Origin of the sequence: Streptomyces xanthophaeus, assembly GCF_000725805.1 — a bacterium.
GTDB classification, from domain to species: Bacteria; Actinomycetota; Actinomycetes; order Streptomycetales; family Streptomycetaceae; genus Streptomyces; species Streptomyces xanthophaeus.
In genome coordinates this window covers 32,503-57,379 of the sequence record NZ_JOFT01000041.1, presented here as the reverse complement: position 1 = coordinate 57,379, position 24,877 = coordinate 32,503, and the positions used below count along the sequence as shown (strand labels likewise).

Sequence of the window (24,877 nt, the reverse complement as noted above, 5' to 3'; positions counted from 1 at the left end):
CTGTCTTCGGTGGAGATGTCGCAATCCACACCGAACCCGGAGGCCCTCACCCATTTCAAGAACCCAGCACGCGTGTCACCAACGTCCCGGGACAACACATCTAGGCGCCCCACCAGAGTGCCCGCCCGCCGCCCGCGGGGGAACCCCCCGAACCGGTCCCTCCGGACCTTCTACGGGCCCGGGGGGCCGTCGTGCAGCAGCCGCTGGAACAGGCGGTGGTCGCGCCAGGCCCCGTTGATGTGGAGGTAGCGCGGCGCGAGGCCGTACTGCTCGAAGCCGGCCTTCGCCAGAACCCGTTGCGAGGCCAGGTTGTCGACGAGGGTCCCGGCCTCGACCCGGTGCAGTCCCACCTCGTCGCGGGCGATCCGGCAGACCTCCTCCACGGCGGCGGTGGCCAGTCCCCTGCCGTGCCAGGCCCGGTCCACCCAGTAGCCGATGCCGCCGCTGCACAGCGGACCCAGGGTGATGGAGCCGAGGTTGATCGCCCCGACGGGCGCGCCGGTGGCGGTGTCGACGAGCACGTACGGGAGCAGCCGGCCCGCTTCCCGCTCGGCGAGCGCGCCCTCGATGCGGGCGGCCTGGCCCCGTTCGGTGTAGAAGGCTTCGGCCCGGACCGGCTCGACGTGCGCCATGGCCGCCCGGTTCCGTGTGAACGCCTCGGCGAGCCCGGCGGCGTCGCCGAGCGCCAGGCCCCTCATCTCGACCCCGTCGATCACCATCCGGGCACGCTAGCCGAAGCCGCCCGGGGCTGCCCACCCGTCGGGGCGGTGCCGAGGAGGGCGGTTCACGCCAGGGTCTCGCCGAGGGGCGCCGAGGGACACTCCGACGGTCACTCCAAGGGGGCGCCGCCGTACTTGAGTTCTCCGCCCGCGTCCAGGGACAGCCGGTAGCCCCGTTTGACCACCGTCTGGATCAGCTTCGGCGCGCCCAGCGCCGACCTCAGCCGGGCCATGGCCGTCTCCACCGCGTGTTCGTCCCGGCCCGCCCCCGGCAGGGCCCGCAGCAGGTCCGCGCGGGACACCACCCAGCCCGGCCGCCGGGCCAGCGCCCGCAGCAGGGCCATCCCGGCGGGCTGCACCGGCCGCAGCTCCGCGTCCAGGAGCACGGCCTGCCCGCGGATCTCCAGGCGGTGCCCGGCCACCGGCAGCACCTTGGCCCGGCCGGGCAGTTCCCGGCACAGCAGCTGCACGAGCGGGCCCAGCCGGAACCGCTCCGGCTGCACCGTGTCCACGCCGTACGCCTGCAGGGGCAGGGCCGTCACCGGCCCCACGCACGCGGACAGCACCCCGCCCCGCAGCGCGGCCAGCACCTCCTCGTGCACCCCGCGCTGCCCGGCCCGGGACAGCAGCGAGGCCGCCGCCGGGGCCGAGGTGAAGCTGACCGCGTCGACGCCGCCGCCCATGACCGCGTCGAGCAGCCGGTCCAGCGGCCCGAGGTCCTCCGGCGGCATCCACCGGTACACCGGTACGACCACCACCTCGGCCCCGCCGGCCCGCAGGGACTCGACGAAGCCGGGCAGCGGCTCCCCGTGCAGCTGGATCGCGATCCGGCGCCCCGCCACCCCTGCGGCGAGCAGCCGGTCCAGCACCTCGGCGAGCGATTCCGACTGCGGGGACCAGGCCTCCACGAGCCCGGCGGCCCGGATGGTGCCCTTGACCTTGGGTCCGCGCGCCAGCAGTTCGGTGGACCGCAGGCACTCCAGCAGCTGTTCGCCGATCCCCCACCCGTCGGCGGCCTCGATCCAGCCGCGGAATCCGATGGCGGTGGTGGCGATGACCGCGTCCGGGGCGCAGGCGATCAGTTCCTTCGTGGCGGCCAGCAGTTCGCTGTCGTCGGCCAGGGGCACGATCCGCAGCGCGGGCGCGTGCACCACCGAGGCCCCGCGGCGGCGCAGCAGTGCGATCAGTTCGTCGGCCCGGCGTGCTGCCGTGACTCCGACGGTGAAGCCCGCGAGCGGACCGGTCTGCCTGTCGTGGTCCATGGTGACCTGCCTGCCTTGCCAGTGGGTCGGTGTCGCCTCGCGGGGACCGAGCCTGCCAACACGGCGTGTCAGGCTCGGTTCCGCCGTATTTCGGTGCGGTTAACCGCTGTTACACCGACGTGAGCTGCGGTTTCACCGTCTCCCCGGCGGCCGGGAGCGGGGTGGCGGCCGGCCGGCGAAGGTATACCGCCCAGGTGACGGCGCAGCACACCGCGTAGCAGCCGAGGAAGGTCACGAAGGCGGCCGTCCCGGAGCCGGAGGAGGCGAAGGCCTCGCGGAAGACGAGGTTGATGCCGAGCCCGCCGAGCGCGCCCACCGCGCCGATCAGCCCCATGGAGGCCCCGGAGAGCCGGCGCCCGTAGGCCGCCGCGTCCTCGCCGGTCATGCCGCGGGCCAGCGCCTTGGCCTGGAAGATGCCCGGGATCATCTTGTACGTCGACCCGTTGCCGAGGCCGCTCAGCACGAACAGGCACACGAACCCGACCAGGAACACGGGCAGCGACTCCTGCACCGACGCGAGGATCACCACCCCGGTCGCGGCCGCCATCGCCACGAAGGTGGCGAGGGTGATCCGCGCCCCGCCGAGGCGGTCCGCCAGCGCGCCGCCGACCGGCCGGATCAGCGAGCCGAGCAGCGGTCCGACGAAGGTCAGCGAGGCGGCCTGCAGCGGGGTCCGGCCGAACTGCGTCTGGAGCACCAGGCCGAAGGCGAAGCTGTAGCCGATGAAGGAGCCGAAGGTGCCGATGTACAGGAAGGCCATGATCCAGGTGTGCGGTTCCCGCAGGGCCTCGCGCACCGCGCCCGTGTCGTTGCGCACGGGCGCCAGGTTGTCCATGCGCAGCGCGGCCAGGGCCGCGGCGATCACGATCAGCGGGACGTACGCGGCGAGCAGCAGCCGCGGGTGTCCGGCTCCGGCGGTGCCGATGACCAGCAGGGCGACGAGCTGCACCACGGGGACCCCGATGTTCCCGCCGCCCGCGTTCAGCCCGAGGGCCCAGCCCTTCTTGCGCAGCGGGAAGAAGGCGTTGATGTTCGTCATGGACGAGGCGAAGTTGCCGCCGCCCACGCCGGTCAGTGCGGCCACGGCCAGGAAGGTGCCGTAGGAGGTCCCCGGCTCCATGACCACCAGGGCGGCCACCGTGGGCGCGAGCAGCAGCAGGGCGCTGACGACCGTCCAGTTCCGGCCGCCGAACCGGGCGACGGCGAAGGTGTACGGCACCCGGACCACGGCACCGACGAAGGTGGCGGTGGCGATGAGGAAGAACTTCCCGGCGGGGTCGATCCCGTACTGCGGGCCCATGAAGAGCACCATCACGGACCACAGCGACCAGATGGAGAAGCCGATGTGCTCGGAGAGGACCGAGTAGAGGAGGTTGCGGCGGGCGGTCCGTTCCCCCGATTCCTTCCAGAAGGTCTCGTCCTCGGGATCCCACTGCTCGATCCAGCGGCCCCCCTTGCGCGGTGCGGTACCGGTCATCACACGCCTCCACAGCTGTCGCGTCCGTGGTGACGACCGTAGGAAGGGCTCGTTTCGGCCCCGGTCCCCACCGGATGACCACTGCGCAACCTTGCACTCACCCGCCGTCCGGGGAGGGTGTGAGCCCGCCGGGGAGCCAGCTCCCCGGCGGCACCCGCAGCCAGCCCCGCTCGGCCGTCAGCGCGGCCGCCGCGGTGCGCAGGGCGTCGAGCCCCGGGTGGCCGAAACCTTTCCGCCACACCATGGACAGCGGCGACAGCGGGACCGGAGCGGTCAGCGGCCGCTTCACGGACCCGGGCATGTCGGCGAAGTCCACGGTCACCAGCACCGGGGTACGGGTCTTGGCCATCACCCGGCTGAACTCCTCCTTGCCCACCGCCACCGGCGCGGGCGGCGCCGCCCCGATCCCCCGCCCTGCGAAGAGTTCGCCCGCCAGCCCGGTCCACTCCAGGGTCCGCGGGTTCCCGGCGCCCGTGTACACCCGGTGCCCGGCCAGGGCGTCCAGCGGCAGGGGGCCGTCCCCGGCCAGGGCGTGGTCCTCGGGCAGCAGCACGGCGAGCGGCTCGTACCGTACGGGCCACTGCGCGAGCCGGGCCCGCAGCGCCGGGTCGAGGCCGTCGGCGTACCCGAAGGACACGTCGAGCCGCCCGGCCGCGATCTCGGCGGCGGCATGGGTGAGCCCGCTCTCGAAGCGGGCCATCAGCTCGCAGTCCGGGGCGAGTTCCCGGGCCCGCTCCAGCACGGTGCGCCCGGTGCTCGGGCCGTCGGTGTTCAGGTCGACGAGCAGCGGGCGCGCCCCGGCCGCCGCGCCGAAGGCGGCGGCCAGCTCCTCGTGGGCGCGCAGCACCCGGCGGGCCAGGGGCAGCAGCCGGTGCCCCTCGGCGGTGAGCTCCACCTGCCGGGTGGTCCGCGTGAACAGGCTCGCCCCCAGCTGCTGTTCGAGCCTGCGGACGTCGCGGCTGAGCGCCTGCTGGGCGACGTACAGCCGGGCGGCGGCGCGGGTGAAGTGCAGCTCTTCGGCGACGGCCACGAACCCGCGCAGCAGCCGGGGTTCCACGTCGCGGGAGGTCACGGGAAGGGAGGTCGCGGGCGTCACGGGAATCACCCCCGGAGACTAACAACGCAGGGGCGTGAATGGCCCCGGAACAGGTGTTGGACCGCGACCGGGGCCCGGCCCGAGGCTTTTCCCATGCCCGCCGCCACCCCTGCCTTCGCCCCCGCCCCTGCCCCTGCCGCCTCCCGTACGCCCCGGATGACCGTCACCGGCGGCACCCTCGTCATTGCCGGCCCCGCCCCGGCCCTGGACCGGGCCCGTCCGCGGTCCGGGACCCAGGCCCGGCCGAAGGCCCGCGCCCGCGGGCCGTACCGCAGGCTGTTCGCCCTGCCCGGCACCCGCGCCTTCACCGTCGGCAACCTCCTGGCCCGGCTCCCCATGGGCATGTTCGGGATCAGCGCGGTGATGATGATCGCCGGCCAGCGCGGCTCGTACGCCCTCGCCGGGGCCGTCACCGCGACCGGCCTGGCAGCCACCGCCTTCGTCGCGCCCTGGACGGCCCGGCTGGTCGACCGCCACGGCCAGGCCAGGATCGCCCTCCCCGCCACCCTGATCGCGGTCCTCGGCTCGCTCGCCCTGGTCGTGTGCGTCCGGACCGGGGCACCCGCCTGGACCCTCTTCGCCTCGTACGCCGCGACCGCCACCACCCCCAACATCGGCGGCATGGCCCGCGCCCGCTGGACCCACCTGCTGCGCGACTCCCCGGCCTCGCACCACACCGCGATGTCCTTCGAACAGGCCGCGGACGAACTCTGTTACATGCTCGGCCCGGTCCTGGCGGCCTTCCTCTGCACCGTCGTCTTCCCCGAGGCCGGCACCCTCGTGGGCGCCGTCCTGCTCCTGACCGGCATGGCCGTCTTCACCTCCCGGCGCGCCACCGAGCCGCCGGTGTCGACCGCGCCCCGGCTCGGCTCCCCGCTGCGCGCCCTGGGGCCGCTGCTGGTCATGTTCTTCGCGATGGGGCTGGTCTTCGGCTCGATGGAGGTCACCTCGATCGCCCATCTCGCCGGCCACGGCCTGGGGGCCGCCTCCGGCCCGGTCCTGGCCCTCCAGGCGGCGGGCTCCTGCGCGGCCGGTCTGCTCTACGGAACCCTGCGCCCCCGCTCGCTACGGAGCTGCGTGTGCGCCCTGGCCGCCCTCATGGCCCTGCCGTGGGCCGCGGCGGGCACCGGCTCCCTGCCCGCTCTCGCCGGGGCCCTGCTGCTGGCCGGCATGGCCACGGCCCCGGCGATGGTCACCGCGATGGCCCGGGTGCACGCCGTCACTCCCGAAGGGCGGCTCAACGAGGGCATGACCCTCGCGGTCACCGCCATCCTCGGGGGGATCGCGGCCGGTTCGGCCACGGCCGGGCTGACCGTCGACCACCTGGGCACGGGCACCGCGTACGCCCTGCCCGCCGCCGCGGCGCTGCTGGCCCTTCTGGTGACCGTGACCGGGCGATCGATCCGGCGCCCGGGTGATCGCTCCCGCGTGGTGGTCACGGCCGACGCTCAAGATCGGCAATAACTGGGGTGTCTTCCCCAGCGCCCTTCCCTCAGCGGAGGAACCACCCTTGTCTGCTTCCCGTTCCGTCGTGCCTGCCGCCCTGGTCGTCGCAGCCGTCACCGCGAGCGCTCTCGTGCCGGCCGTACCGGCCCTTGCCGACGCGTCGAACATCCGGTTCTCCCAGCCGTACGTCCCCTCGATCGCCCCCGGCGCCACCGGCCGGGTCGTCATCGCGGCCTCCACCGGGGCGGACGCGGCGACCAGCAGCACCTTCCGGATCGTCGCCCCGGAACGGACGACCTTCCCCGAGAACCGCTTCTACTGGAACGGCCGGCGGGCCTCCGTGCCGTGCACCCGGTCCACCGACGCCCGCCTGCTGACCTGCGAGGCCGGGACCCGGGCCGGCTTCGCCTTCCCCGCGGACGAGCAGACGCGGCTGGGCGTGTCCGTACGGGTCGACGCGGACGCTCCCGAGGGGACGACGCTGCACGGCGGCGAGTGGGCGCCGGCCGAGGGGGCCCCGGCCCTGTTCGCCGTCGCCACCCCGGTGACCGGCCCCAAGGGCGACAAGGGCGACGACGGCAAGCCGGGCCACCACGGCAAGCCCGGGAAGCACGGCCCGAAGGGCGAGAAGGGCGAGAAGGGCGAGAAGGGCGACCGCGGCGAGCAGGGCGAACGGGGTGAACGCGGCGAGACCGGCCTCACCGGCCCGCGGGGCCCCGAAGGCCCCCGGGGCCCGCAGGGCCCGCGCGGCCCGTCGGGCGGACCCCAGGGGCCCGAGGGACCCCGGGGCCCGAAGGGCGACAAGGGTGACAAGGGTGACAAGGGTGCCCCGGGCAACCGCGGCCCGGCCGGCCGCGACGGCGCCAAGGGCCCCAAGGGCGACACCGGCATGCCCGGACCGCGCGGCCCCAAGGGCGACGCGGGCAAGCCCGGCCCGCAAGGCCCCCAGGGACCCAAGGGACCCCAGGGTCCGGCCGGACCGCAGGGCCCCAAGGGCGACACCGGCAAGCCCGGCAAGCCCGGCAGCTGCAAGACGTGCGGCGGCCACCACGAGACCCCGAAGGCCCGCATCGTCGCCCCCGGCAAGGGCCTCGGCATCCGCTCCGGCCCCGGCACGCACTACGCGAAGACGGGCAAGGCGAAGACCGACTCCGTGGTCGCCCTCCAGTGCAAGGTCAACGGCGAGAAGGTCGACGGCAATTCGATCTGGTACAAGCTCGCCGACGGCAGCGGCTGGATCTCCGCCCGCTACGCCCTGAACCTCAACAAGGTCCCGTTCTGCTGACCCCCGCCCCCCGGACATGACAAAGGCCCCGCAGCCTGAGCTGCGGGGCCTTCGTACACATGGGGTGGTGGAGATGGCGGGAATCGAACCCGCGTCCAACGGTGCAGAAGCAGGGCTTCTCCGAGCGCAGTCCGCTGCGCTTTTCTCAGCCCCGGAGATCACACGGACAAGTCTCCGACGGGCTCAGTCACTGTTTGATTTCCCTCAAACCCCCGCGACCGGGGCTAGAGGTTTAGATCCCTAATTGACGCCAGGATCCGGACCGGGACCACTTCCGGGCTGACGCTCCTCACAGAGGCTTCAGCTCACTGTTATTAGGCAGCGAGGGTGAAGCGGGAGTTATCGCTCTTGGAGTTGGCGATTATTTTTTGCGACATGTGGTTAGCGAGATCATTGCCGCTTCCTCGGCTCGCTTCCCCTGCATCGACATCCGCTGTCGAAACCGATCATCCCCATGTTTCACGCTGTTCAGTTGAGCTTGCTCTCACAGCCACCACTCGCAAGCGCGTGGTGCTGACGCCATCGTACGCGAAGTGGACCACCGTGTGCCAGGAGGTTAAAGCTGGCCGCGCTCCTTGCGCTTCACGGCCGAGATCACCCGGTTCGTCTCGCGCGTGTCCTGCTTCTCGCGCAGGGACTGCCGCTTGTCGTACTCCTTCTTGCCCTTCGCCAGCGCGATCTCGACCTTCGCCCGGCCGTCCTTGAAGTACAGGGAGAGCGGCACGATCGTGTTGCCCGTCTCCCCCGTCTTCGAGTCCAGCTTGTCGATCTCCTCGCGGTGCAGGAGCAGCTTGCGCTTGCGCCGGGCGCTGTGGTTGGTCCAGGTGCCCTGGCTGTACTCCGGCACGTGCACGTTGTAGAGCCAGGCCTCCCCGCTCTCCACCGACACGAAGCCGTCCACCAGCGAGGCCCGGCCCTGGCGCAGGGACTTGACCTCGGTACCCGTGAGCACGAGGCCGCACTCGTAGGTGTCGATGATCGTGTAGTCGTGCCGCGCCTTCTTGTTCTGGGCGATCAGCTTGCGCCCTTTTTCCTTAGCCATAGTGCGGTCATTTTCGCACTACGGACCCACCCCGAGGCCACCCAATACTGTCGCGGCCCGTTCCTCGACCCCCTCGCCCGCCGCCAGGTCCGGCGTGATGCCGCCGCCGTCCAGGCTGCGGCCCGCCGGCGTGCGGTACGTGCCCACCGTCAGCTCGGCCACCGAACCGTCCGGCAGCTCCGTCGGCATCTGGACCGAGCCCTTGCCGAAGGTCCGGGTCCCGACCGCCACGGCCCGGCCGCGGTCCTGCAGGGCGCCCGTCACCAGCTCGGCCGCGCTCATCGTGCCGCCGTCCACCAGGGCCACCAGCGGCCGGGCGGTGTCCCCGCCCGGGGCCGCGTACAGGGCGCGCTGGGAGCCCCGTACGTCGTACGTCGCCACGAGCCCGCCGTCGAGGAAGGCGGAGGCCGCCGTCACCGCCTCCGTGACCAGGCCGCCCGGGTTCCCGCGCAGGTCGAGCATGACCCCGGCGCCCGGCGGGGCCTCACGGACGGCGGCCTTGACCCGCTCGCCCGAGCCGCGGGTGAAGGAGGCCACCTTGATGACGGTGATCCCGCCCGGCAGCCGGCGTACGGTCACGGGCTCGGTGCGCAGCTGCTCGCGCAGGACGGTCTCGGTGAGGTCGGCGCCGTCCCGGCTCAGGTGCAGGACCACGGGGGTGCCGGCCCGGCCGCGCAGCAGGGCGACCACATCGGTCACGCCCAGGCCGGTGACGGCCTGGCCGTCGACGCTCAGCAGCCGGTCCCCGGCGCGCAGGCCGGCCCGGGCGGCGGGGCTCGCGGGCTGGACCTTGTCGACCGCGACCGTACCGCCGGGGCCGCGGCCGGCCCAGATCCCGACGCCGGTCCAGCTGCCGTCGAGGCCCTCGCTGAAGGCGGCGTACTCGCCCTGGTCGTAGACGGTGCCCCAGCGGTCGCCGCTGCGGCTGACCACCTCCTCGGCGGCCTTCTTCCCGGACTTCCCCTCGGCGACGGCCTCGGCGACGGCGCGGGCGACGGCCTCGCGGTCGACGGTGCCCGGGGTGCGGGAGGGCTCCCCCGGCGGGCCGTCCGCCCCGGCGTCGGGCGCGGAAGCGGAAGACGAAGCGGAAGCTGCGGCGGCTTCCTCCCGGTCCCAGCAGCCGGTGCCCGCGGCGGTGACGACGGACGCGAGGAAGACCAACGTCAAGACGGCCCCGCGACGGTGGTCGCGGGGCCGGAGACAGAAGGCGGGAAGACTCGGCCGGCCCGGCATGGCGCCGAGTCTAGGACAAGCCCCGTGCCGGTACGGAAGGTTGACCGGACCACGCGCGGGGCGCTTGTCACACCTTCAGGTACTTGCGCAATGCGATGAAGGCGGCCATGGAGGGCATCAGGAGGCCGATGAACAGGACGTAGGGGAGCTTGCCCAGCACCGATCCCCAGCCCATGAAGTCGATCAGCTGGATCTTGTCCCGCAGCCCGACCCCGTGGTCGATGACGAAGTACTGGCCGGAGGCCAGCATGAGACAGGCGAAGACGGCGCCGATCAGGCCTGCGACGGCCGCCTCCATGATGAAGGGGACCTGGATGTAGAAGCTGGAGGCGCCCACCAGCCGCATGATCCCGGTCTCCCGCCGACGGCTGAACGCCGAGACGCGCACCGTGTTGACGATCAGCAGCAGCGCCACGATCAGCATGACCATCATGATGCCGAGCGCGGCGTAGTTGAGGTAGTTGAGGATGCGGAAGAGGTCGTCGATCTCCTTGCGCTGGTCGTCGACGGTGTGGATGCCGTCCCGGCCCGCGAAGGCGGTGGTGATGACCTTGTACTTCTCGGGGTTCTTGAGCTTGACCCGGAAGGACTCCTGCATCTGGTCGGGGGTGATGGAGGAGGCCAGCGCGGTGTGGCCGTACTGCTCCTGGTAGTGCTTGAAGGCCTCGTCGGCCGACTCGTAGGCGACGGACTTGACCAGGTCCATCTGCTTGAGCTCGGACTCGATCTGCTGCTTCTGCTCCGCCGTCACCGCGCCCTTGGAGCAGGTGGCGACGCCCGCGGCGCGGGCTTCCGCGGAGTCCGGCTTGTTGGCACCGCCCGCTTCCTCGGCGTCCTGCTTGTTGCAGAGGTAGATCGAGACGTTGGCCTTGTCGTACCAGTAGCCCTTCATCCGGCTGACCTGCTCGCGCATGAGCAGGGAACCACCGAACAGGGCCAGCGACAGGGCCACGGAGATGATGACCGCGAAGGTCATGGTGAGATTGCGCCGGAGACCGACGCCGATCTCCGACATGACGAACTGGGCGCGCATTGCGTCTCAGGGACCTTTCAGTGCTGGTAGCCGTAGACGCCGCGCGACTGGTCGCGCACGAGTCGGCCCTGTTCGAGTTCGATGACGCGCTTGCGCATCTGGTCCACGATCTGCTGGTCGTGGGTGGCCATGATCACGGTGGTGCCGGTCCGGTTGATCCGGTCCAGCAGCTTCATGATCCCGACCGAGGTCTGCGGGTCGAGGTTGCCGGTGGGCTCGTCCGCGATCAGCAGGGCGGGGCGGTTGACGAAGGCGCGGGCGATGGCCACGCGCTGCTGCTCACCGCCGGAGAGCTCGCCCGGCATGCGGTCCTCCTTGCCGCCGAGGCCCACCAGTTCCAGGACCTGCGGGACGGCCTTGCGGATCTCGCCCCTCGGCTTGCCGATGACCTCCTGCGCGAAGGCGACGTTCTCGGCCACCGTCTTGTTGGGCAGCAGGCGGAAGTCCTGGAACACGGTCCCCAGCTGGCGCCGCATCTGCGGGACCTTCCAGTTGGAGAGCTTGGCGAGGTCCTTGCCCAGGACGTGCACCTGGCCGTGGCTCGCCCGCTCCTCGCGCAGGAGGAGCCGCAGGAAGGTGGACTTGCCGGAGCCGGAGGAGCCGACCAGGAAGACGAACTCGCCCTTGGCGATGTCCAGGGAGACATCTCTGAGTGCGGGACGGCTCTGCTTCGGGTAGGACTTGGAGACGCTGTCGAATCGGATCACGGGTGCACCACGGTCGCCGGGAGTAGGTGTGCGTGACCATACGCGAACGGGCGCGGGGTGTGGACCCGGCATCCAGAGATGACCGATATGTCCTCGGGTCCCGGTGGTGCCCGATCGCGATTGACTGGACGGGCCGCGCCGAATGTCGCCGGAGCTGGCACAGTGGTAGGGGGAACCGTCTCGTTCCCCGCGCCGTTGTCTCCCAGGGGAGACCAAGGGGACGAGAGGAGGAGCGCATGACATATGACCGGCTCGTGTGCGCGAACTGTGCCGCACCCGTCAGCCAGGGCCGCTGCCCGGTGTGCCGGGCGAACCGGGAGCGCCTCCAGCAGGAGGGCCCCTTCTCCGGCCTGAACCCCGTGGCGCTCGTGGCGCTTCTGGTGGTCCTCGTGGCGGCCCTCGCGCTGGTGGCCCAGCAGACGGCCTAGCCGCGCCGCGTACCGATCGCACAGAGCGGAGGGGCCCGGACACCGTAGGTGTCCGGGCCCCTCCCTCACGTCTCACGTGGTCACGGGCCCTGGGGCCCGGCCGTGCGGGTTACGCGGTCTGCTCCTGCTGCTTGCGCCAGCGGATGCCCGCCTCCAGGAAGCCGTCGATCTCGCCGTCGAGGACCGCCTGCGGGTTGCCGACCTCGAACTCCGTCCGCAGGTCCTTGACCATCTGGTACGGGTGCAGGACGTAGGACCGCATCTGGTTGCCCCAGGAGCTTCCGCCGTCCTTGAGGGCGTCCATCTTGTCCTTCTCCTCCTGGCGGCGCCGTTCGAGCAGCTTGGCCTGGAGGACGTTCATCGCGCTGGCCTTGTTCTGGATCTGCGAGCGCTCGTTCTGGCAGGACACCACGATGCCGGTCGGCAGGTGCGTGATGCGCACCGCCGAGTCGGTGGTGTTGACGCCCTGGCCGCCGGGGCCCGAGGCGCGGTAGACGTCCACGCGCAGCTCGGCCTCGTCGATCTCCACGTGGTCGCTGGTCTCGACGACCGGCAGCACCTCGACGCCCGCGAAGGAGGTCTGGCGGCGGCCCTGGTTGTCGAAGGGGGAGATGCGCACCAGGCGGTGCGTGCCCTGCTCGACGGAGAGGGTGCCGTAGGCGTACGGGGCCTTGACCACGAAGGTGGTCGACTTGATGCCGGCCTCTTCCGCGTACGAGGTCTCGTAGACCTCGGTGGGGTAGCCGTGCCGCTCGGCCCAGCGCAGGTACATGCGCTGGAGGCGCTCGGCGAAGTCGGAGGCGTCGACGCCGCCGGCCTCGGCGCGGATGTTGACCAGGGCCTCGCGCTCGGCGTACTCGCCGGACAGGAGGGTCCGGACCTCCATCTCGTCCAGCGCCTTGCGGACGGCGACCAGCTCGGTCTCGGCCTCCGCGAGGGTGTCCGCGTCCTCCATCTCCTGGGCGAGCTCGAAGAGGACCGCGAGGTCGTCGATGCGGCTGCGCAGGTTCTCGGTCTTGCGGACCTCGGCCTGGAGGTGCGAAAGCTTGCTCGTGATCTTCTGGGCGGCTTCCGGGTCGTCCCACAGGGACGGCGCGGCGGCCTGCTCCTCGAGCACGGCGATATCTGCCCTCAGCTTGTCGAGGTCCAGGACGGCCTCGATCGACCCCATGGTCGAGGAGAGGGACTTCAGCTCTTCGGAAACATCGACGACTGCCACGGGTCCAGCGTAGCCGGTCCGCGGAGGGCGCCGTCCGGGCAGGCCGATTCACCCGTACTGATGGAACCTCGTACGGGCGTACCCTCACCGTATGACTGTTCGCCTCGTCAAGCGCCGCCATGTGGACCACATGCGTGTCACGACGACGAGCTGTCGGCCGCCGGACCATCCCCAAGCCTGATCCACCCCGATCCGACTTGGTCCTGTACGCGGCTCACGCGCTACCGGCGCCATCCCTGCCGGAGCCCTCCCCATCCGCGATCCCCGCCATCTCCGGGGAACAGGACCCCGTGACATCCGAAACGGAGCCGTCATGCCGTCCGCGCACTCCCTCCCCGTCCTGGACCTCTCCCAGGCGGACGACCCGGCCCAGCGGGCCGATTTCCTGAAGAAGCTGCACGCAGCAGCCCGGGACACCGGTTTCCTGCACCTCACCGGCCATGGCGTCACCGCCGCCGAGACCGCCCGCATCCTGGACCTGACCAGGGCTTTCTTCGCCCTCCCGGAGGCCGACCGGCTCGCCGTGAGCAATCTGAACTCCCCGCACTTCCGCGGCTACACCCGGATCGGCCACGAGCTGACCGGCGGGGCCAGCGACTGGCGGGACCAGCTGGACGTCGGCGCCGAGCGACCCGCGCCGGTGCTGGGGCCGGACGACCCGGCGTACCTCTGGCTGGAGGGGCCCAACCAGTGGCCGGCGGCCCTCCCGGAGCTGCGGACGGTGGTCCTGGAGTGGCAGGCGCGGCTGGCGGCGGTGGCCCACCGGCTGCTCCAGGAGCTCCTGGTCTCCATCGGCGCCCCGGCCGACTTCTTCGACGGGGCCTTCGCGGACCGGCCGCACCTGCACACCAAGCTGGTCCGCTACCCCGGGTCCGACCCCTCCGCCACCTCCGGCGCCGGCCAGGGCGTCGGTGCGCACAAGGACTACGGCTTCCTGACGCTCCTGCTCCAGGACTCGGTGGGCGGGCTCCAGGTGGTCCGGGACGGCGGGTACGTGGAGGTGCCGCCGATGCCGGGTGCCTTCGTGGTCAACCTGGGCGAGCTGCTGGAGATCGCCACCGAGGGGTACCTGACGGCCACCGACCACCGCGTGGTCAGCCCTCCGGGGGCGGTGGAGCGGTACTCGGTCCCCTTCTTCTACAACCCGCGCCTGGACGCGGTGGTGGAGACGGTCCCGGGCGACTACCTGCACTCCGCCCCGGGCGTCGCCCACGACGCGACGAACCCGCTGCACGCGGAGTACGGCCGCAACGAGCTCAAGGGCTGGGTCCGCGCCCACCCGGCCGTCGCGCGCCGCTGGCACCCCGAGCTGGTCCCGGCGTAGCCCGCCGGGCGGCCACAGCCCCCAGGGGCCCGGCGGGCCTGCGAGAACACCCTCTAAGGGGTGCGCGGGCCCGACTGCTTGCTGTCCTGCTGCGGCGCCTGTTCGTCGCCACCGGAAACGGCGAGCCACGTACCCACTCCGACCGCGGCGGCCAGCAGCACGGCCGAGACGGACAGCACCAGCCTGCGCTTGCGGGCCGCTTCCGCCCGGTGCCGGGCCGAGCCCGGGCGGTGGCCGCCCGCCGGGCGGGGTACGCGGGCGGTGCCCAGGGCGCCGCCCGCCAGTTCGTCCGGCCCCGGCACCCGCATCGAGGTGTGCGTGTCCCGGTTGGAGTCGGTCGCGGAGCCCGGCACCAGCGGGACCACGCCCCGGCGGCGCACCGGATCGGCGGCCGGTTCCTCCGAGGGCTCCGGCTCCGGCTCGGCGTCGTCCGGCTCGTCCACGTCCAGCGGCGGCATCCCGGCCAGCAGCGGCAGCAGGTCCCGCAGGCGGGCCGACAGCTCCGAGGCCCGCAGCCGCGAGGCCGGGGCCTTGGCCAGGCACTGCACGACCAGCTGCCACAGCTCGTCGGGGATCCCGGGCAGCGGGACGACCGTCTCCGTCACGTGGCGGCGCAGCACCGCGCCCGGGTGGCCGCCGCCGAAGGGGGTGAACCCGGCCAGCAGCTCGTACAGGACGGTGGCCAGGGCATATATGTCCACCGCGGCCCGCGGCGGGAGACCCTCGACGATCTCCGGCGCCAGGTAGTCCGGCGTGCCGATGATCCGCGTGGTGGGGGCCGAGGTCCGGCCCGCCGAGGCGCGGCGCGGGGTGTCGATGAGCTTGGCCACGCCGAAGTCGGTGAGCAGGGCCGGGTGCGCGCCGCCGGGGCCGAGCGGGCCCTGCATGTCCAGCAGGACGTTCTCCGGCTTGACGTCCCGGTGCACGACGCCGGCCGCGTGGGCCGCGGCGAGCGCGTCCGCGACGTCCGCGACGATCGCCACGGCCGCCTCGGGGGCGAGGCGGCGCTCGCGGTCCAGGCGCGTGCGCAGGTCCGTACCGCGGACGAGGTCCATGACGAGGGCGAGGTCGTTGCCGTCGACGACGAGGTCGCGGACGGAGACCACGTGCGGATGGTCCAGCCCGAGCAGCGCACTGCGCTCCTGGACGAACCGTCCGACCAGCTCCTGGTCGGACGCGAGGTCCTCGCGCAGCAGTTTGACGGCGACGGGCCCGTCGGGCCCCTCACCCAGCCACACCGTGCCCGCGCTGCCGCGCCCCAGGATCTGGTGCGCGGTGTACCGGCTGCCGATCTTCCGTGCCACGACTGCTCCCTCAGCGGCTGGCGTACGCACCAAAGCTACGCGGCCGGGTGGGGGTTGGCGGCCAGTAGGGGGCCCGATTCGCGGCGACCTTCACTTCTGCGGGCGAAATCATGTCCCAGAAGTCGACAAATCCACGAACTCGGCGCTACGGGAGCCGGTTCAGGGCTGCGTACCGCCCGCCGAGTCGCCGACGGAACCGACCCAGTCGGCGACGCCGGAGCCCCAGCTCCACAGCTGGTCCCACCATCCCTTGCCGGTGCCGACCCATTCCTGAAGCGGGGTCAGTTCCCAGACCAGCCAGCCCGCCACGAAGAACAGCAGGATCATGACCAGGCAGCCCTTGAGGCAGCCGAGGCCGGGGATGCGCACCGGGTTGGCGCTGCGCCTGCGGGGCTCGCGCGGGGGCCGCGGGGCCTGCTGCTGCGGCGGCGGGCCCTGCGGAGGCTGCTGCTGGGGCTGCCGGTACTGGGGCTGCTGCTGGGACTGCTGCTGCTGGTACGGCTGCGGCTGGTGCTGCTGCTGGTAGTGCTGCGGCGGCGCAGGCGCGTACTGCTGCGGATACGGGGGCTGCTGCGGCTGCGGCTGCTGCTGGTAGTGCTGCGGCGGCGGGCCCTGGCGGTACGGCTGCTGCTGCTGGGGCTGCTGCTGGGGCCGGCGCGGCTGCTGCTGCGGCGGCGGGGGCGCCTGCCGCTGCGGACGGCGGCGCAGCGGGTCCTCGTTCGGGTCGAGGTACTGCACCTGCGTCTGCTCGTTGCGGTCGCGGACCGCCCGCATCTGGGACTGCCAGGGGTGCGGCTGGTCCGGCTGCTGCACCGGGGGCATGACGGAGGTCGGGTCGGCCCCGGGGGCTCCCGCTCCCCCCGTCGGGAGCACCGAGGTGGCGTCGGCCGCGCCGACCGGCGGCATGACGGAGGTCATGGCGTTCGGGTCGTAGGCCCCCATCGGCGACGGGGCCCCGCCGGGCAGCACCTGGGTGGGGTCGGCGGCGCCCGGGGTCTGCGGCACCGGGGCCGGCGAGGGGTCGGGGGCGAGCAGGGCGCCCACGCCGAGCGCGGCCTCCACCTCGGCGGCCGAGGAGTGCACGCCGATGCCGGAGGCGACCACGCGCAGCCCGCGGGCCAGGCTCTCGGCGCTGGGGCGCTCGTTCGGCTCCTTGCGCAGGCAGCGTTCGATGACGGTCCACAGCGGCTCGGGCACGGTCGAGGGGCGCTGCGGCTCCTCGCTGAGGTGGCGGTGGAGCACTTCGAGCGCGGTGCCGCCGGCGAACGGCGGGCGGCCGGTGAGGAGTTCGTAGAGCAGGATGCCGGCGCCGTAGATGTCGACGGCGGAGGTCTGCGGGCGGCCCTCGGCGGACTCGGGGGCGACGTAGGCCGGGGTGCCGACGAACTCGTGGGTGCGGGTCAGGCCCGGGGAGTCCGCGAGGCGGGCGATGCCGAAGTCGGTGAGCATCGGCTTCATCTGGCCACCGCGCTCGTCGAGCAGGACGTTGGCGGGCTTGAGGTCGCGGTGCACCACGCCGTCGGCGTGGCTGGCGGCGAGCGCGTCCGCGATCTGCGCGGTCAGCAGGCTCGCTGCGACGGGGGTGAAGGGGCCGTTCTGGCGGAGGTACTTGTGCAGGTCCGGACCCTCGATGAGGTCCATGACCAGCGCCAGCAGATCGCCCTCGACGACGAGGTCGCGGGTGCGGACGATGTTGGGGTGCGTCAGGCGCAGCAGCACCGAGCGCTCGCGCAGGAAGCGCATGACGATGTCCGCGTCCTGGGCCAGCTCCTCCTTGAGGACCTTGATGGCCACGGTCTCGCCGGGCTGCCCGGCGACGGCCGCCTCGGCGCCGGCGGTCTCGCGCTGGCGCGCACGCCAGACGGTGCCCGTGGCGCCGCGCCCGAGCGGCTCCTCGAGCAGGTATTTGCTGCCGACTGGCCGCACGTCTCGCGCTCCCCTGCTGTAGTCGTCCCGCTGCTTGATCCTGGGTGGTCCTGCTTGCTTTTTTCCGGCCCACTCTAGGGGGTGTCCCGGTGGAAGACGCGGCGCACCGAAGGTTGGTTGCCGTACATATGTACGAAGGGTGATGTTCGTCGGGTATGCCGGAGGCGATTTTCCCCGGCTTTCCCCGCCATTGCCGGGGTTGCTGTCCGGATCTGTACGGCGCCGCGACCGATCAAGATCACTTGTTGCCGGGTGCCGGGCGTGTTGTGGGCGACAGGTGCGAGGATGCACCCGTACGGACGGCACGGGACGGGAGCCCCGCCTTCCGGGCAGACCTGACCGGACGACGCGTCCGTGCCGGGCGGGGGGTGATCGGGCGGGCACGTCCCGGATCCTCCCTGCCGGGCGCACGCACCGCGCACCGCGCAGAAGGGACCGCTGACGGCGATGCAGATCCGGCTGACCGTCCTCGGGTCGCGCAGCGGCCACCAGACCGCGACCGCACCCGCGAGCTGTGACGTACTCGTCACGGCGCCCGCCGGTACCGCGCTGGCCGCGGTGGCCTCCGGGCTCGCGGCCACCGTGGGCGGCCCCGACACCGGCGGCACGGTCGTGCTGTACGCCGGCGCCGAACGCCTCGACCTCCAGAGACGGATCCTGGGCGAGCCCCCGCTGGTGGACGGCGCGGTCCTGGCGCTGCACGGTCCGGTTCCGGACGTCCTGCCCGAGGAGAGCCTCGGCGCGCCCCAGCTGCAGGTGGTCGCCGGTCCCGACGCGGGCGGCGTGCACCTGCTGCACAGCGGCCAGATCCGGGTGGGCCGGTCCGCCGACGCCGACGTCCCGCTGGACGACCCCGACGTGTCCCGGCTGCACTGCGCGGTCACGGTGCTGCCGGACGGCCGGGTGGCCGTGGCCGACCTGGACTCGACGAACGGCACCACTCTGGACGGCGCCCCCGTCGGCCCCCAGCCGGTGGCCCTGCCGCCGGGGGCCCTGCTGCGGGTCGGCGAGTCCACCCTGCGCCTGACCCCCGCCGGATCGGCGGTCCCGCTGGCGGTGACCCCGGACCTGGAGGGGCACCTCGCCCTCCCCGGCCGCGCACCGCTCGCCCCCGGCGCCGGCCAAGGCGCCGGGCACGGGAGCGGCCCGGCTCCGGCCGCCGCCTCCGGGCAGCACCCGGCGCCCCCCGCCGGACCTCAGGGCGGCGTCCCCCGCCAAAAGGGCCCCTCGGCCGCAGCGCACCCCGCCCCGGAGCCGGCCGCGCCCCCCGCCGGGCCGCGAGGGGCGCAGCCGGGCCCGGGCGCCGCCCCCGAGCCGACGGCAGGACCGCGTACCGGAACCGATGCTTCGGGCGGGGCCGGCGCCGGCCGCCGCAAGGGGCTCGGCGCCTGGGCCCGCAAGTGGGTGCGCGGCGACGAGGCCGCGGAGCCGCTGCCCGAGCCGGAGGCCGTGGCCGCCGCCGCTGCCGCGCCCGACCCGGACGACCCCGCCGCGCTGCTGCTGGCGGCCCTCGGACCCACCGAACGCCTCTGGTCCAGGGCACCGGGGCACTCCGGGGTGCTGGACGTGGGCCTCGGGGCCGGGAGCCGGGTGGCCCTGCGCACGGTCGGCTCGCTCGGCATCGCCGGTCCCCGGGCCAGGCTGGCCGGGGTGGCCCGCTGTGTGGTCGCCCAGCTGGCGGCCCTGCACGGCCCGGCCCAGCTGGAGATCGTCCTGATCGCCGCCGACCGCTCCCGCGGACTCGCCGAACGGCGCCGCGACTGGGGCTGGCTCGGCTGGCTGCCGCACCTGCGGCCCGCGCACGGCCAGGACTGCCGCCTGCTCCTCGCCTACGACCGCGACCAGGCCGCCGCCCGCACCGGCGAGCTGACCCGGCGGCTGGACGAAGGCCCGCTCGGCACCCACTGGGCCGCCGCCGACCCGGAGGGCGTCCGGCAGGCCGCCCGGGTCCACGAGGGCCCGTACACCCTCGTGATCGTCGACGGCGACCCCGGCACCGGGGCCCTGCGGGACGTCACCGGGCGGCTCGCCTCGCACGGTCCGGCCGCCGGCATCCACGTCCTCGCGCTCGCCGAGGCCCCGGCCGCCACGCCCGCCTCCCCGGTCGCCGACACCTACGAGAGCGCCTGCGCGAACAACCCCGCCTTCCGGGACTGCGGCGCCGTGGCCCTGCTCAGCGGCGACGTGGCCACGACCGTACGGACCTTCGCGGTCAGCGGGGGCCGGCCCGTCCCCTCCGGAGCCGGTGCCACCGCCGACGCGGTGTCCGTGGCCTGGGCCGAGCGGTTCGCCCGGGCCCTGGCCCCGCTGCGCGCCGACGGGGGCTCCCAGGAGCCGCACCGGCCCACCTCCGCGGCCCTGCCGCCCACCGCACGGCTGCTGGACGAACTGGGGCTGGCCCGCGCGACCCCCGCGTCCCTGATGGCCCGCTGGGCCGCCGCCACCGACCAGGGGCAGGGCACGGGCGGCCTGGCCGAGATCGTGCTGGGCAGCGGGCGGCGCGGGGCCGTGGGCGCGGAGCTGGTCCAGGACGGCCCGCACCTGCTCATCGAGGGTCCCGCCGGAAGCGGGCGGACCGAGCTGCTGCGGTCGGTGGCCGCCTCCCTGTCCGCGGGCGCCCGGCCCGACCGGCTCGGGCTGGTCCTCCTCGACGGGGCCGGCGGCGAACGCGGCGACGGGCTGGCGCCCTGCACCGAACTGCCCCACGTGTCCGCCCACCTCGTCGCCACCGACCCGCTGCGCATGCGGGAGTTCGCGCAGGCCCTCGGCGCGGAGCTCAAGCGCCGCGCCGAACTCCTGGACGGGGTGCCGTTCGCCGAGTGGCACGGCCGCCCCCCGGCCTTCCGGGCCGGGGAGGCCCAGGGCGACCTCTCCGGGCGCATGGTCTCGCCCCGCCAGCCCGGCCCCGGGGAGCAGCGCGGCGATCTGGACCCCCCGCGGTCGGGCACGCTCCGGCTGCGTTCCGCGGCTCCGCGCACCGATCCGGCCGGGCCCGGTCCGCTGCCCCGGCTGGTGGTCCTGGTCGACGACCTGGACGCACTGGTCGCGCCGGGCCTGGGCAGTACGGGCCGCCCCGCCGCCGGTTCGGTGGTCCGGGCGCTGGAGGCGGTGGCCCGCGACGGCGCCCGGCTCGGCGTGCACCTGGTGGCCACCACGGCCCGCCCGGACCGTACGGCCGACACCGGGCTGGCCCGGATGACCACGCTGCGGGTGGAGCTCGACGCCCCCGACCAGCCGGGCCCCGGCCGCGGTCTGCTGCGGTACGCCGACGGCCGGACGGTCCCGTTCCAGGCGGGCCGGGTCACCGGCCGGATCCCGCGCACCGCGACCCTGCGGCCCACCGTGGTCCCGGTGGAGTGGGAGCGGATGGGCGATCCTCCGGCCCGCCGGCCCGTCCGGGAGCTCGGCAACGGGCCGACCGACCTCGCGCTGCTGGCCAGTGCTCTGGACCGGGCCGCTCACCTGGTCTCGGCGATACCCGTGCTGTTCCCGCCGTCCCCCTGACCCGCTTCCCGTCCCGCCCCCGGCTCCCGCTGCCCGCCCCTTCCGGGCGAGGCGGTATTGCGGGGCGGGCGGGTCGGGCGTAGACCTGTGGTCCGGGACACACCATGAACCTCGGGGGCACAGCCATGCGCAAGCACGGAACGAGCCGTACGACGATCACCTGGGCGGCCCTGGCCGCCGCGGGCGCGCTCGCACTCACCGCGTGCGGGGGCGACCCGGCGCCGAAGGAAGGTCCCGGCGGCAGCGGCGAACCGTCCGCGCCGACGGTCTCCTTACCCCGGCTGGACGGCGAGAAGCTGGAGGTCGCGGCCGTCTGGACGGGCCCGGAGCAGGAGAACTTCACCAAGGTCCTCAAGGAGTTCGAGAAGCGGACGGGCGCCACCGTCACCTTCGTCCCGGCCCAGGACCCGATCGTCACCTTCCTCGGTACGAAGATCGCGGGCGGGCAGCCCCCGGACGTGGCGCTGCTGCCGCAGGTCGGGGCGCTGGTCTCGGCGGTGCAGAACAAGTGGGCCCAGCCGGTGGGCCCAGAGGCCAAGGCCCAGCTGGACGCGCACTACTCGGCCGGCTGGAAGGACCTCGGCGCGGTCGAGGGGACCCAGTACGGCGTGTACTACAAGGCCGCCAACAAGTCGCTGATCTGGTACAACGCGAAGGCCTTCGAGGCGGCGGGCGTCAAACCCCCCACCACCTGGAAGGAGTTGCTGACGGCGGCCGACACCCTCTCCGCCTCCGGCACCCCGGCGGTCTCGGTGGCCGGCGCGGACGGCTGGACCCTCACCGACTGGTTCGAGAACGTCTACCTCTCCCAGGCGGGCCCGGAGAAGTACGACCAGCTGGCCCAGCACAAGATCAAGTGGACCGACGACAGCGTCAAGCAGGCGCTCACCACGCTCGGCGAGCTGTTCGGGCGCAAGGACTTCCTGGCGGGAGGGCCCGCCGGGGCCCTGTCGACGGAGTTCCCGAAGTCGGTGACCCAGACCTTCACGGGCGGCGACCGGCCGGCGGCCGCGATGGTCTTCGAGGGCGACTTCGTGGCGGTGAACATCGCGCAGACCGAGGCGAAGGTGGGTGAGGACGCCCTGGTCTTCCCCTTCCCGGCGGTCGGCGCGAAGGCCCCGGTGGTCTCGGGCGGTGACGTGGCGGTCGCGCTGAAACCCTCCAAGGGCGCGCAGGCGCTGCTGACCTTCCTGGCCTCGCCGGACGCGGCGCAGATCCAGGCCCGGCAGGGCGGTTTCATCTCCCCGAACAAGGGGGTCGATCCGTCGGCTTACCCCAACGACATCCAGCGCGACATCGCGAAGGCGCTGATCGCGGCGGGCGACGACTTCCGCTTCGACATGTCGGACCAGGCTCCGGCCGCCTTCGGCGGGACTCCGGGCGCGGGTGAGTGGAAGGCGCTCCAGGACTTCCTGGCCAACCCCTCGGACGTGGCGGGCGCCCAGGCGAAACTCGAAGCGGACGCGGCCAAGGCCTACGGGAACTGATCCCGGTGACGGCCACGGTCACCACCTCGGACAAGGAGAGGACCGCGGGAACCGGGAGGAGCCCTCGCAGCGCGCGCTCGGCGGAGGCCAGGCGCCGCCGTCTGGTCGCCGCGGCCTTCCTCCTCCCGGCGCTGGTCCTGCTCGGCGCGCTCGTCGTGCACCCGATCGGCTACTCGCTCTACCGCAGCTTCTTCGACCGCTCGGGTTCCGCCTTCGTCGGCGCGGACAACTACCGGGAGATACTCGGCAACGACACCATCCGCACCGCCCTGAAGAACACGGCGCTGTGGGTGGTGCTCGCCCCGGCCACGGCCACCGCCCTCGGCCTGATCTTCGCGGTGCTCACCGAACGGGTGCGGTGGGGAACGGCGTTCAAGCTGCTGGTCTTCATGCCGATGGCGATCTCGATGCTGGCGGCGGGCATCATCTTCCGGCTCGTCTACGACCACGACCCCGACCGGGGCGTCGCCAACGCGGTCTGGGTCGGCGTCCACGACACCTTCGCGGAGTCCTCGGCCTTCCCCAAGGCCCGCCCGGGCCGGGACTCCCCGCTGGTGCCCGCCGAGGGGGGAGCCTTCGTGACGAGCACTCCCGTACGGGCGGGCACGCCGGTGCTGCTCCCGCTGGTCGGCGTGGCCCCCGAGGAGCTGCCGGAGGGGACCCGTACGGCGAAGGCGGCGGCGGCCGAGCCGGGCCGGGTCACCGGAACGGCCTGGCAGGACTTCACCCGGGGCGGGGGCGGGCGCACCAACGAGGTCGACCCGACCGAGTCCGGCTTCTCCGGGATGCGGATCGAGGCCGTCAGGGACGGCCGGGTGGTGGATTCGGCGACCGCCCGCGCCGACGGCACCTTCAGCCTGTCCGCGAAGGCCGACGGGGCCCTGCTGCGGCTGCCCGCCTCGAACTTCCGGGAGGCGTACGGCGGGGTCCAGTGGCTGGGGCCGACGCTGGTGACCCCGGCGGTCATCGGGGCGTACGTGTGGATGTGGGCCGGCTTCGCGATGGTGCTGATCGGGGCCGGGCTGGCGGCCGTACCGCGCGAGCTGCTGGAGGCGGCGCGGGTGGACGGGGCGAACGAGTGGCAGGTGTTCCGCCGGATCACCGTGCCGCTGCTCGGGCCGGTGCTGGTGGTCGTCCTGGTCACCCTCGTCATCAACGTGATGAAGGTCTTCGACCTGGTCTTCGTGATCGCGCCGGGCGCGGTGCAGGACGACGCGAACGTGCTCGCGCTCCAGCTGTACCGGACCTCCTTCGGCACGGATGCCCATCCGGGGCTGGGCAGCGCCATCGCGGTCCTGCTGCTGGTACTGGTGGTGCCGGTGATGCTGGTGAATATCCGCAGGCTCCGGAAGGAGGGCTCCCGATGAGCGGCCCCGACCACGCCCCGGCCCCGTCCCCTCCCGCGCAGGCCGTCGCGGCGGCCGCCACCGGTGCGAGGCCCCCTGCGGCGCGGACCCCGGTGGCCAAGCGCGCCGCGGGCGTCCTCGCGGGCGGGGCGCTGCGCGTCTTCCTGGTCCTGGCGGGGCTCTTCTGGCTGCTGCCCACGCTCGGCCTGCTGATCTCCTCCTTCCTCTCCCCCACCGACCTCAACAGCGGCGGCTGGTGGCAGGCGCTGACCGCGCCCGCACGGCTGACCGCGGACAACTACGAGCGGCTGCTGGCCGACGACACGATCACCGGCTCGCTGCTGAACACCGTCGCGATCGCCGTCCCCGCCACCCTCCTCGTGCTCGTCCTGGGCGCGTTCGCCGGATACGCCTTCGCCTGGCTGGAGTTCCCGGCCCGGGACTGGCTCTTCCTGCTGGTCGTCGGCCTGCTGGTGGTCCCCGTACAGGTGGCGCTGATCCCGGTCTCCGAACTCTTCGGTTCCATCGGCCTGTTCGAGACCACGGCCGGGGTGGTGCTCTTCCACACGGCCTTCGGGCTGCCCTTCGCGGTGTTCCTGCTGCGCAACTTCTTCGCGGAGATCCCGCGCGAGCTGCTGGAGGCGGCGCGCCTGGACGGGGCGGGCGAACTGCGGCTGTTCGCCCGGGTGGTGCTGCCGCTGGGCGGTCCGGCGATCGCCTCGCTGGGCATCTTCCAGTTCCTGTGGGTGTGGAACGACATGCTCGTCGCGCTGGTCTTCGCGGACTCCGCGAACCCGCCGGTCACGGTCGCGCTCCAGCAGCAGGTGCGGCAGTTCGGGAACAACATCGACGTGCTGGCGCCCGGGGCGTTCCTGTCGATGGTGGTCCCGCTCGTCGTCTTCTTCGCCTTCCAGCGGCAGTTCGTCTCGGGGGTGATGGCGGGGGCGATCAAGTGACGTGCCCGCGCGCCCCGGTTGACGTGCGCCGTTGACACTGCGTAACCCGAATGCCACACCCTGCGTAACCCGATCACCACGCC

At 73.4% G+C, this 24,877-nt stretch carries 19 protein-coding genes and 1 other RNA gene; 8 read left to right on the top strand and 12 right to left on the bottom strand.

The genetic code is table 11. From position 1 onward, the window contains the following. Positions 1 to 170 precede the first annotated feature (170 nt). The 4 genes from IO30_RS0124510 to IO30_RS0124495 form a co-directional block, all read right to left on the bottom strand. Positions 171 to 719 (bottom strand): GNAT family N-acetyltransferase, encoded by a 549-nt coding sequence (locus IO30_RS0124510; RefSeq protein ID WP_031146226.1) that lies wholly within the window; start codon positions 717 to 719, stop codon positions 171 to 173. Between the two features lie 110 nt (positions 720 to 829). Continuing rightward, entirely contained in the window at positions 830 to 1,981 is a 1,152-nt protein-coding gene (locus IO30_RS0124505) for a uroporphyrinogen-III synthase (RefSeq protein WP_031146224.1), read from the bottom strand. Positions 1,982 to 2,090: 109 nt separating this feature from the next. Further along, positions 2,091 to 3,458 (bottom strand): nitrate/nitrite transporter, encoded by a 1,368-nt coding sequence (locus IO30_RS0124500; protein WP_031146222.1) that lies wholly within the window; start codon positions 3,456 to 3,458, stop codon positions 2,091 to 2,093. Between the two features lie 97 nt (positions 3,459 to 3,555). Continuing rightward, entirely contained in the window at positions 3,556 to 4,554 is a 999-nt protein-coding gene (locus IO30_RS0124495) for a LysR family transcriptional regulator (protein WP_373316498.1), read from the bottom strand. A 93-nt stretch (positions 4,555 to 4,647) separates the two neighbouring features. Here IO30_RS0124495 and IO30_RS0124490 point away from each other — a divergent pair, with 93 nt between their 5' ends. Both IO30_RS0124490 and IO30_RS42140 read left to right on the top strand, forming a co-directional pair. After that, positions 4,648 to 6,018 carry an MFS transporter gene (locus IO30_RS0124490; protein ID WP_078904806.1) on the top strand — a complete coding sequence of 457 codons (1,371 nt, stop codon included), beginning with the start codon at positions 4,648 to 4,650 and terminating at the stop codon, positions 6,016 to 6,018. Between the two features lie 46 nt (positions 6,019 to 6,064). Beyond that, complete coding sequence (locus tag IO30_RS42140; protein ID WP_157853369.1) at positions 6,065 to 7,285, top strand: SH3 domain-containing protein; 1,221 nt, start codon at positions 6,065 to 6,067, stop codon at positions 7,283 to 7,285. Between the two features lie 65 nt (positions 7,286 to 7,350). Here the strand turns inward: IO30_RS42140 and ssrA are convergent. The 5 genes from ssrA to ftsE all read right to left on the bottom strand — a co-directional run bounded on the left by ssrA (position 7,351) and on the right by ftsE (position 11,300). Then, positions 7,351 to 7,739, bottom strand: a transfer-messenger RNA (tmRNA) gene (gene ssrA, locus IO30_RS42670). A gap of 102 nt (positions 7,740 to 7,841) precedes the next feature. Then, positions 7,842 to 8,327, bottom strand: coding sequence for an SsrA-binding protein SmpB (gene smpB, locus IO30_RS0124480; protein WP_031146214.1), 486 nt, complete (start codon positions 8,325 to 8,327; stop codon positions 7,842 to 7,844). 18 nt (positions 8,328 to 8,345) lie between these two features. Continuing rightward, complete coding sequence (locus IO30_RS0124475; RefSeq protein ID WP_031146213.1) at positions 8,346 to 9,560, bottom strand: S41 family peptidase; 1,215 nt, start codon at positions 9,558 to 9,560, stop codon at positions 8,346 to 8,348. 67 nt (positions 9,561 to 9,627) lie between these two features. Beyond that, positions 9,628 to 10,593, bottom strand: a complete 966-nt coding sequence (ftsX, locus tag IO30_RS0124470; RefSeq protein WP_031146211.1) for a permease-like cell division protein FtsX — start codon at positions 10,591 to 10,593, stop codon at positions 9,628 to 9,630. A 17-nt stretch (positions 10,594 to 10,610) separates the two neighbouring features. After that, positions 10,611 to 11,300: a cell division ATP-binding protein FtsE gene (ftsE, locus tag IO30_RS0124465; protein WP_031146209.1), complete on the bottom strand. Its 690-nt coding sequence runs from the start codon at positions 11,298 to 11,300 to the stop codon at positions 10,611 to 10,613. A 236-nt stretch (positions 11,301 to 11,536) separates the two neighbouring features. On the opposite strand from ftsE, the gene IO30_RS0124460 reads away from it, so the two are divergent. Beyond that, the gene (locus IO30_RS0124460; protein WP_031146207.1) at positions 11,537 to 11,728 is read left to right on the top strand and encodes a hypothetical protein; all 192 of its coding nucleotides are present in this window, start codon (positions 11,537 to 11,539) and stop codon (positions 11,726 to 11,728) included. Positions 11,729 to 11,837: 109 nt separating this feature from the next. Here the strand turns inward: IO30_RS0124460 and prfB are convergent, their stop codons facing one another. Next, a complete protein-coding gene (prfB, locus tag IO30_RS0124455) occupies positions 11,838 to 12,947 on the bottom strand; it encodes a peptide chain release factor 2 (RefSeq protein WP_031146205.1) in 1,110 nt (369 codons plus the stop codon). Between the two features lie 313 nt (positions 12,948 to 13,260). On the opposite strand from prfB, the gene IO30_RS0124450 reads away from it, so the two are divergent. Further along, positions 13,261 to 14,271 carry an isopenicillin N synthase family dioxygenase gene (locus tag IO30_RS0124450; protein WP_031146203.1) on the top strand — a complete coding sequence of 337 codons (1,011 nt, stop codon included), beginning with the start codon at positions 13,261 to 13,263 and terminating at the stop codon, positions 14,269 to 14,271. 53 nt (positions 14,272 to 14,324) lie between these two features. On the opposite strand, the gene IO30_RS0124445 is transcribed toward IO30_RS0124450, so the two are convergent. Together IO30_RS0124445 and IO30_RS0124440 are read right to left on the bottom strand one after the other, a co-directional pair. Further along, entirely contained in the window at positions 14,325 to 15,575 is a 1,251-nt protein-coding gene (locus tag IO30_RS0124445; protein ID WP_031146202.1) for a serine/threonine-protein kinase, read from the bottom strand. 159 nt (positions 15,576 to 15,734) lie between these two features. Further along, on the bottom strand, positions 15,735 to 17,501 hold the full coding sequence (locus IO30_RS0124440) for a serine/threonine-protein kinase (protein ID WP_031146200.1): 1,767 nt from the start codon (positions 17,499 to 17,501) through the stop codon (positions 15,735 to 15,737). Between the two features lie 447 nt (positions 17,502 to 17,948). Between IO30_RS0124440 and IO30_RS0124435 the strand changes: the two genes are divergently transcribed. The 4 genes from IO30_RS0124435 (at position 17,949) to IO30_RS0124420 (ending at position 24,794) form a co-directional block, all read left to right on the top strand. Next, entirely contained in the window at positions 17,949 to 21,005 is a 3,057-nt protein-coding gene (locus IO30_RS0124435) for an FHA domain-containing protein (RefSeq protein WP_031146198.1), read from the top strand. A gap of 125 nt (positions 21,006 to 21,130) precedes the next feature. Beyond that, a complete protein-coding gene (locus IO30_RS0124430) occupies positions 21,131 to 22,492 on the top strand; it encodes an ABC transporter substrate-binding protein (RefSeq protein ID WP_051902553.1) in 1,362 nt (453 codons plus the stop codon). A gap of 5 nt (positions 22,493 to 22,497) precedes the next feature. Next, positions 22,498 to 23,859 (top strand): carbohydrate ABC transporter permease, encoded by a 1,362-nt coding sequence (locus IO30_RS0124425; RefSeq protein ID WP_078904374.1) that lies wholly within the window; start codon positions 22,498 to 22,500, stop codon positions 23,857 to 23,859. Beyond that, positions 23,856 to 24,794, top strand: coding sequence for a carbohydrate ABC transporter permease (locus tag IO30_RS0124420; RefSeq protein ID WP_051902551.1), 939 nt, complete (start codon positions 23,856 to 23,858; stop codon positions 24,792 to 24,794). The genes IO30_RS0124425 and IO30_RS0124420 overlap by 4 nt, the downstream gene beginning before the upstream one ends. Positions 24,795 to 24,877: the final 83 nt, after the last annotated feature.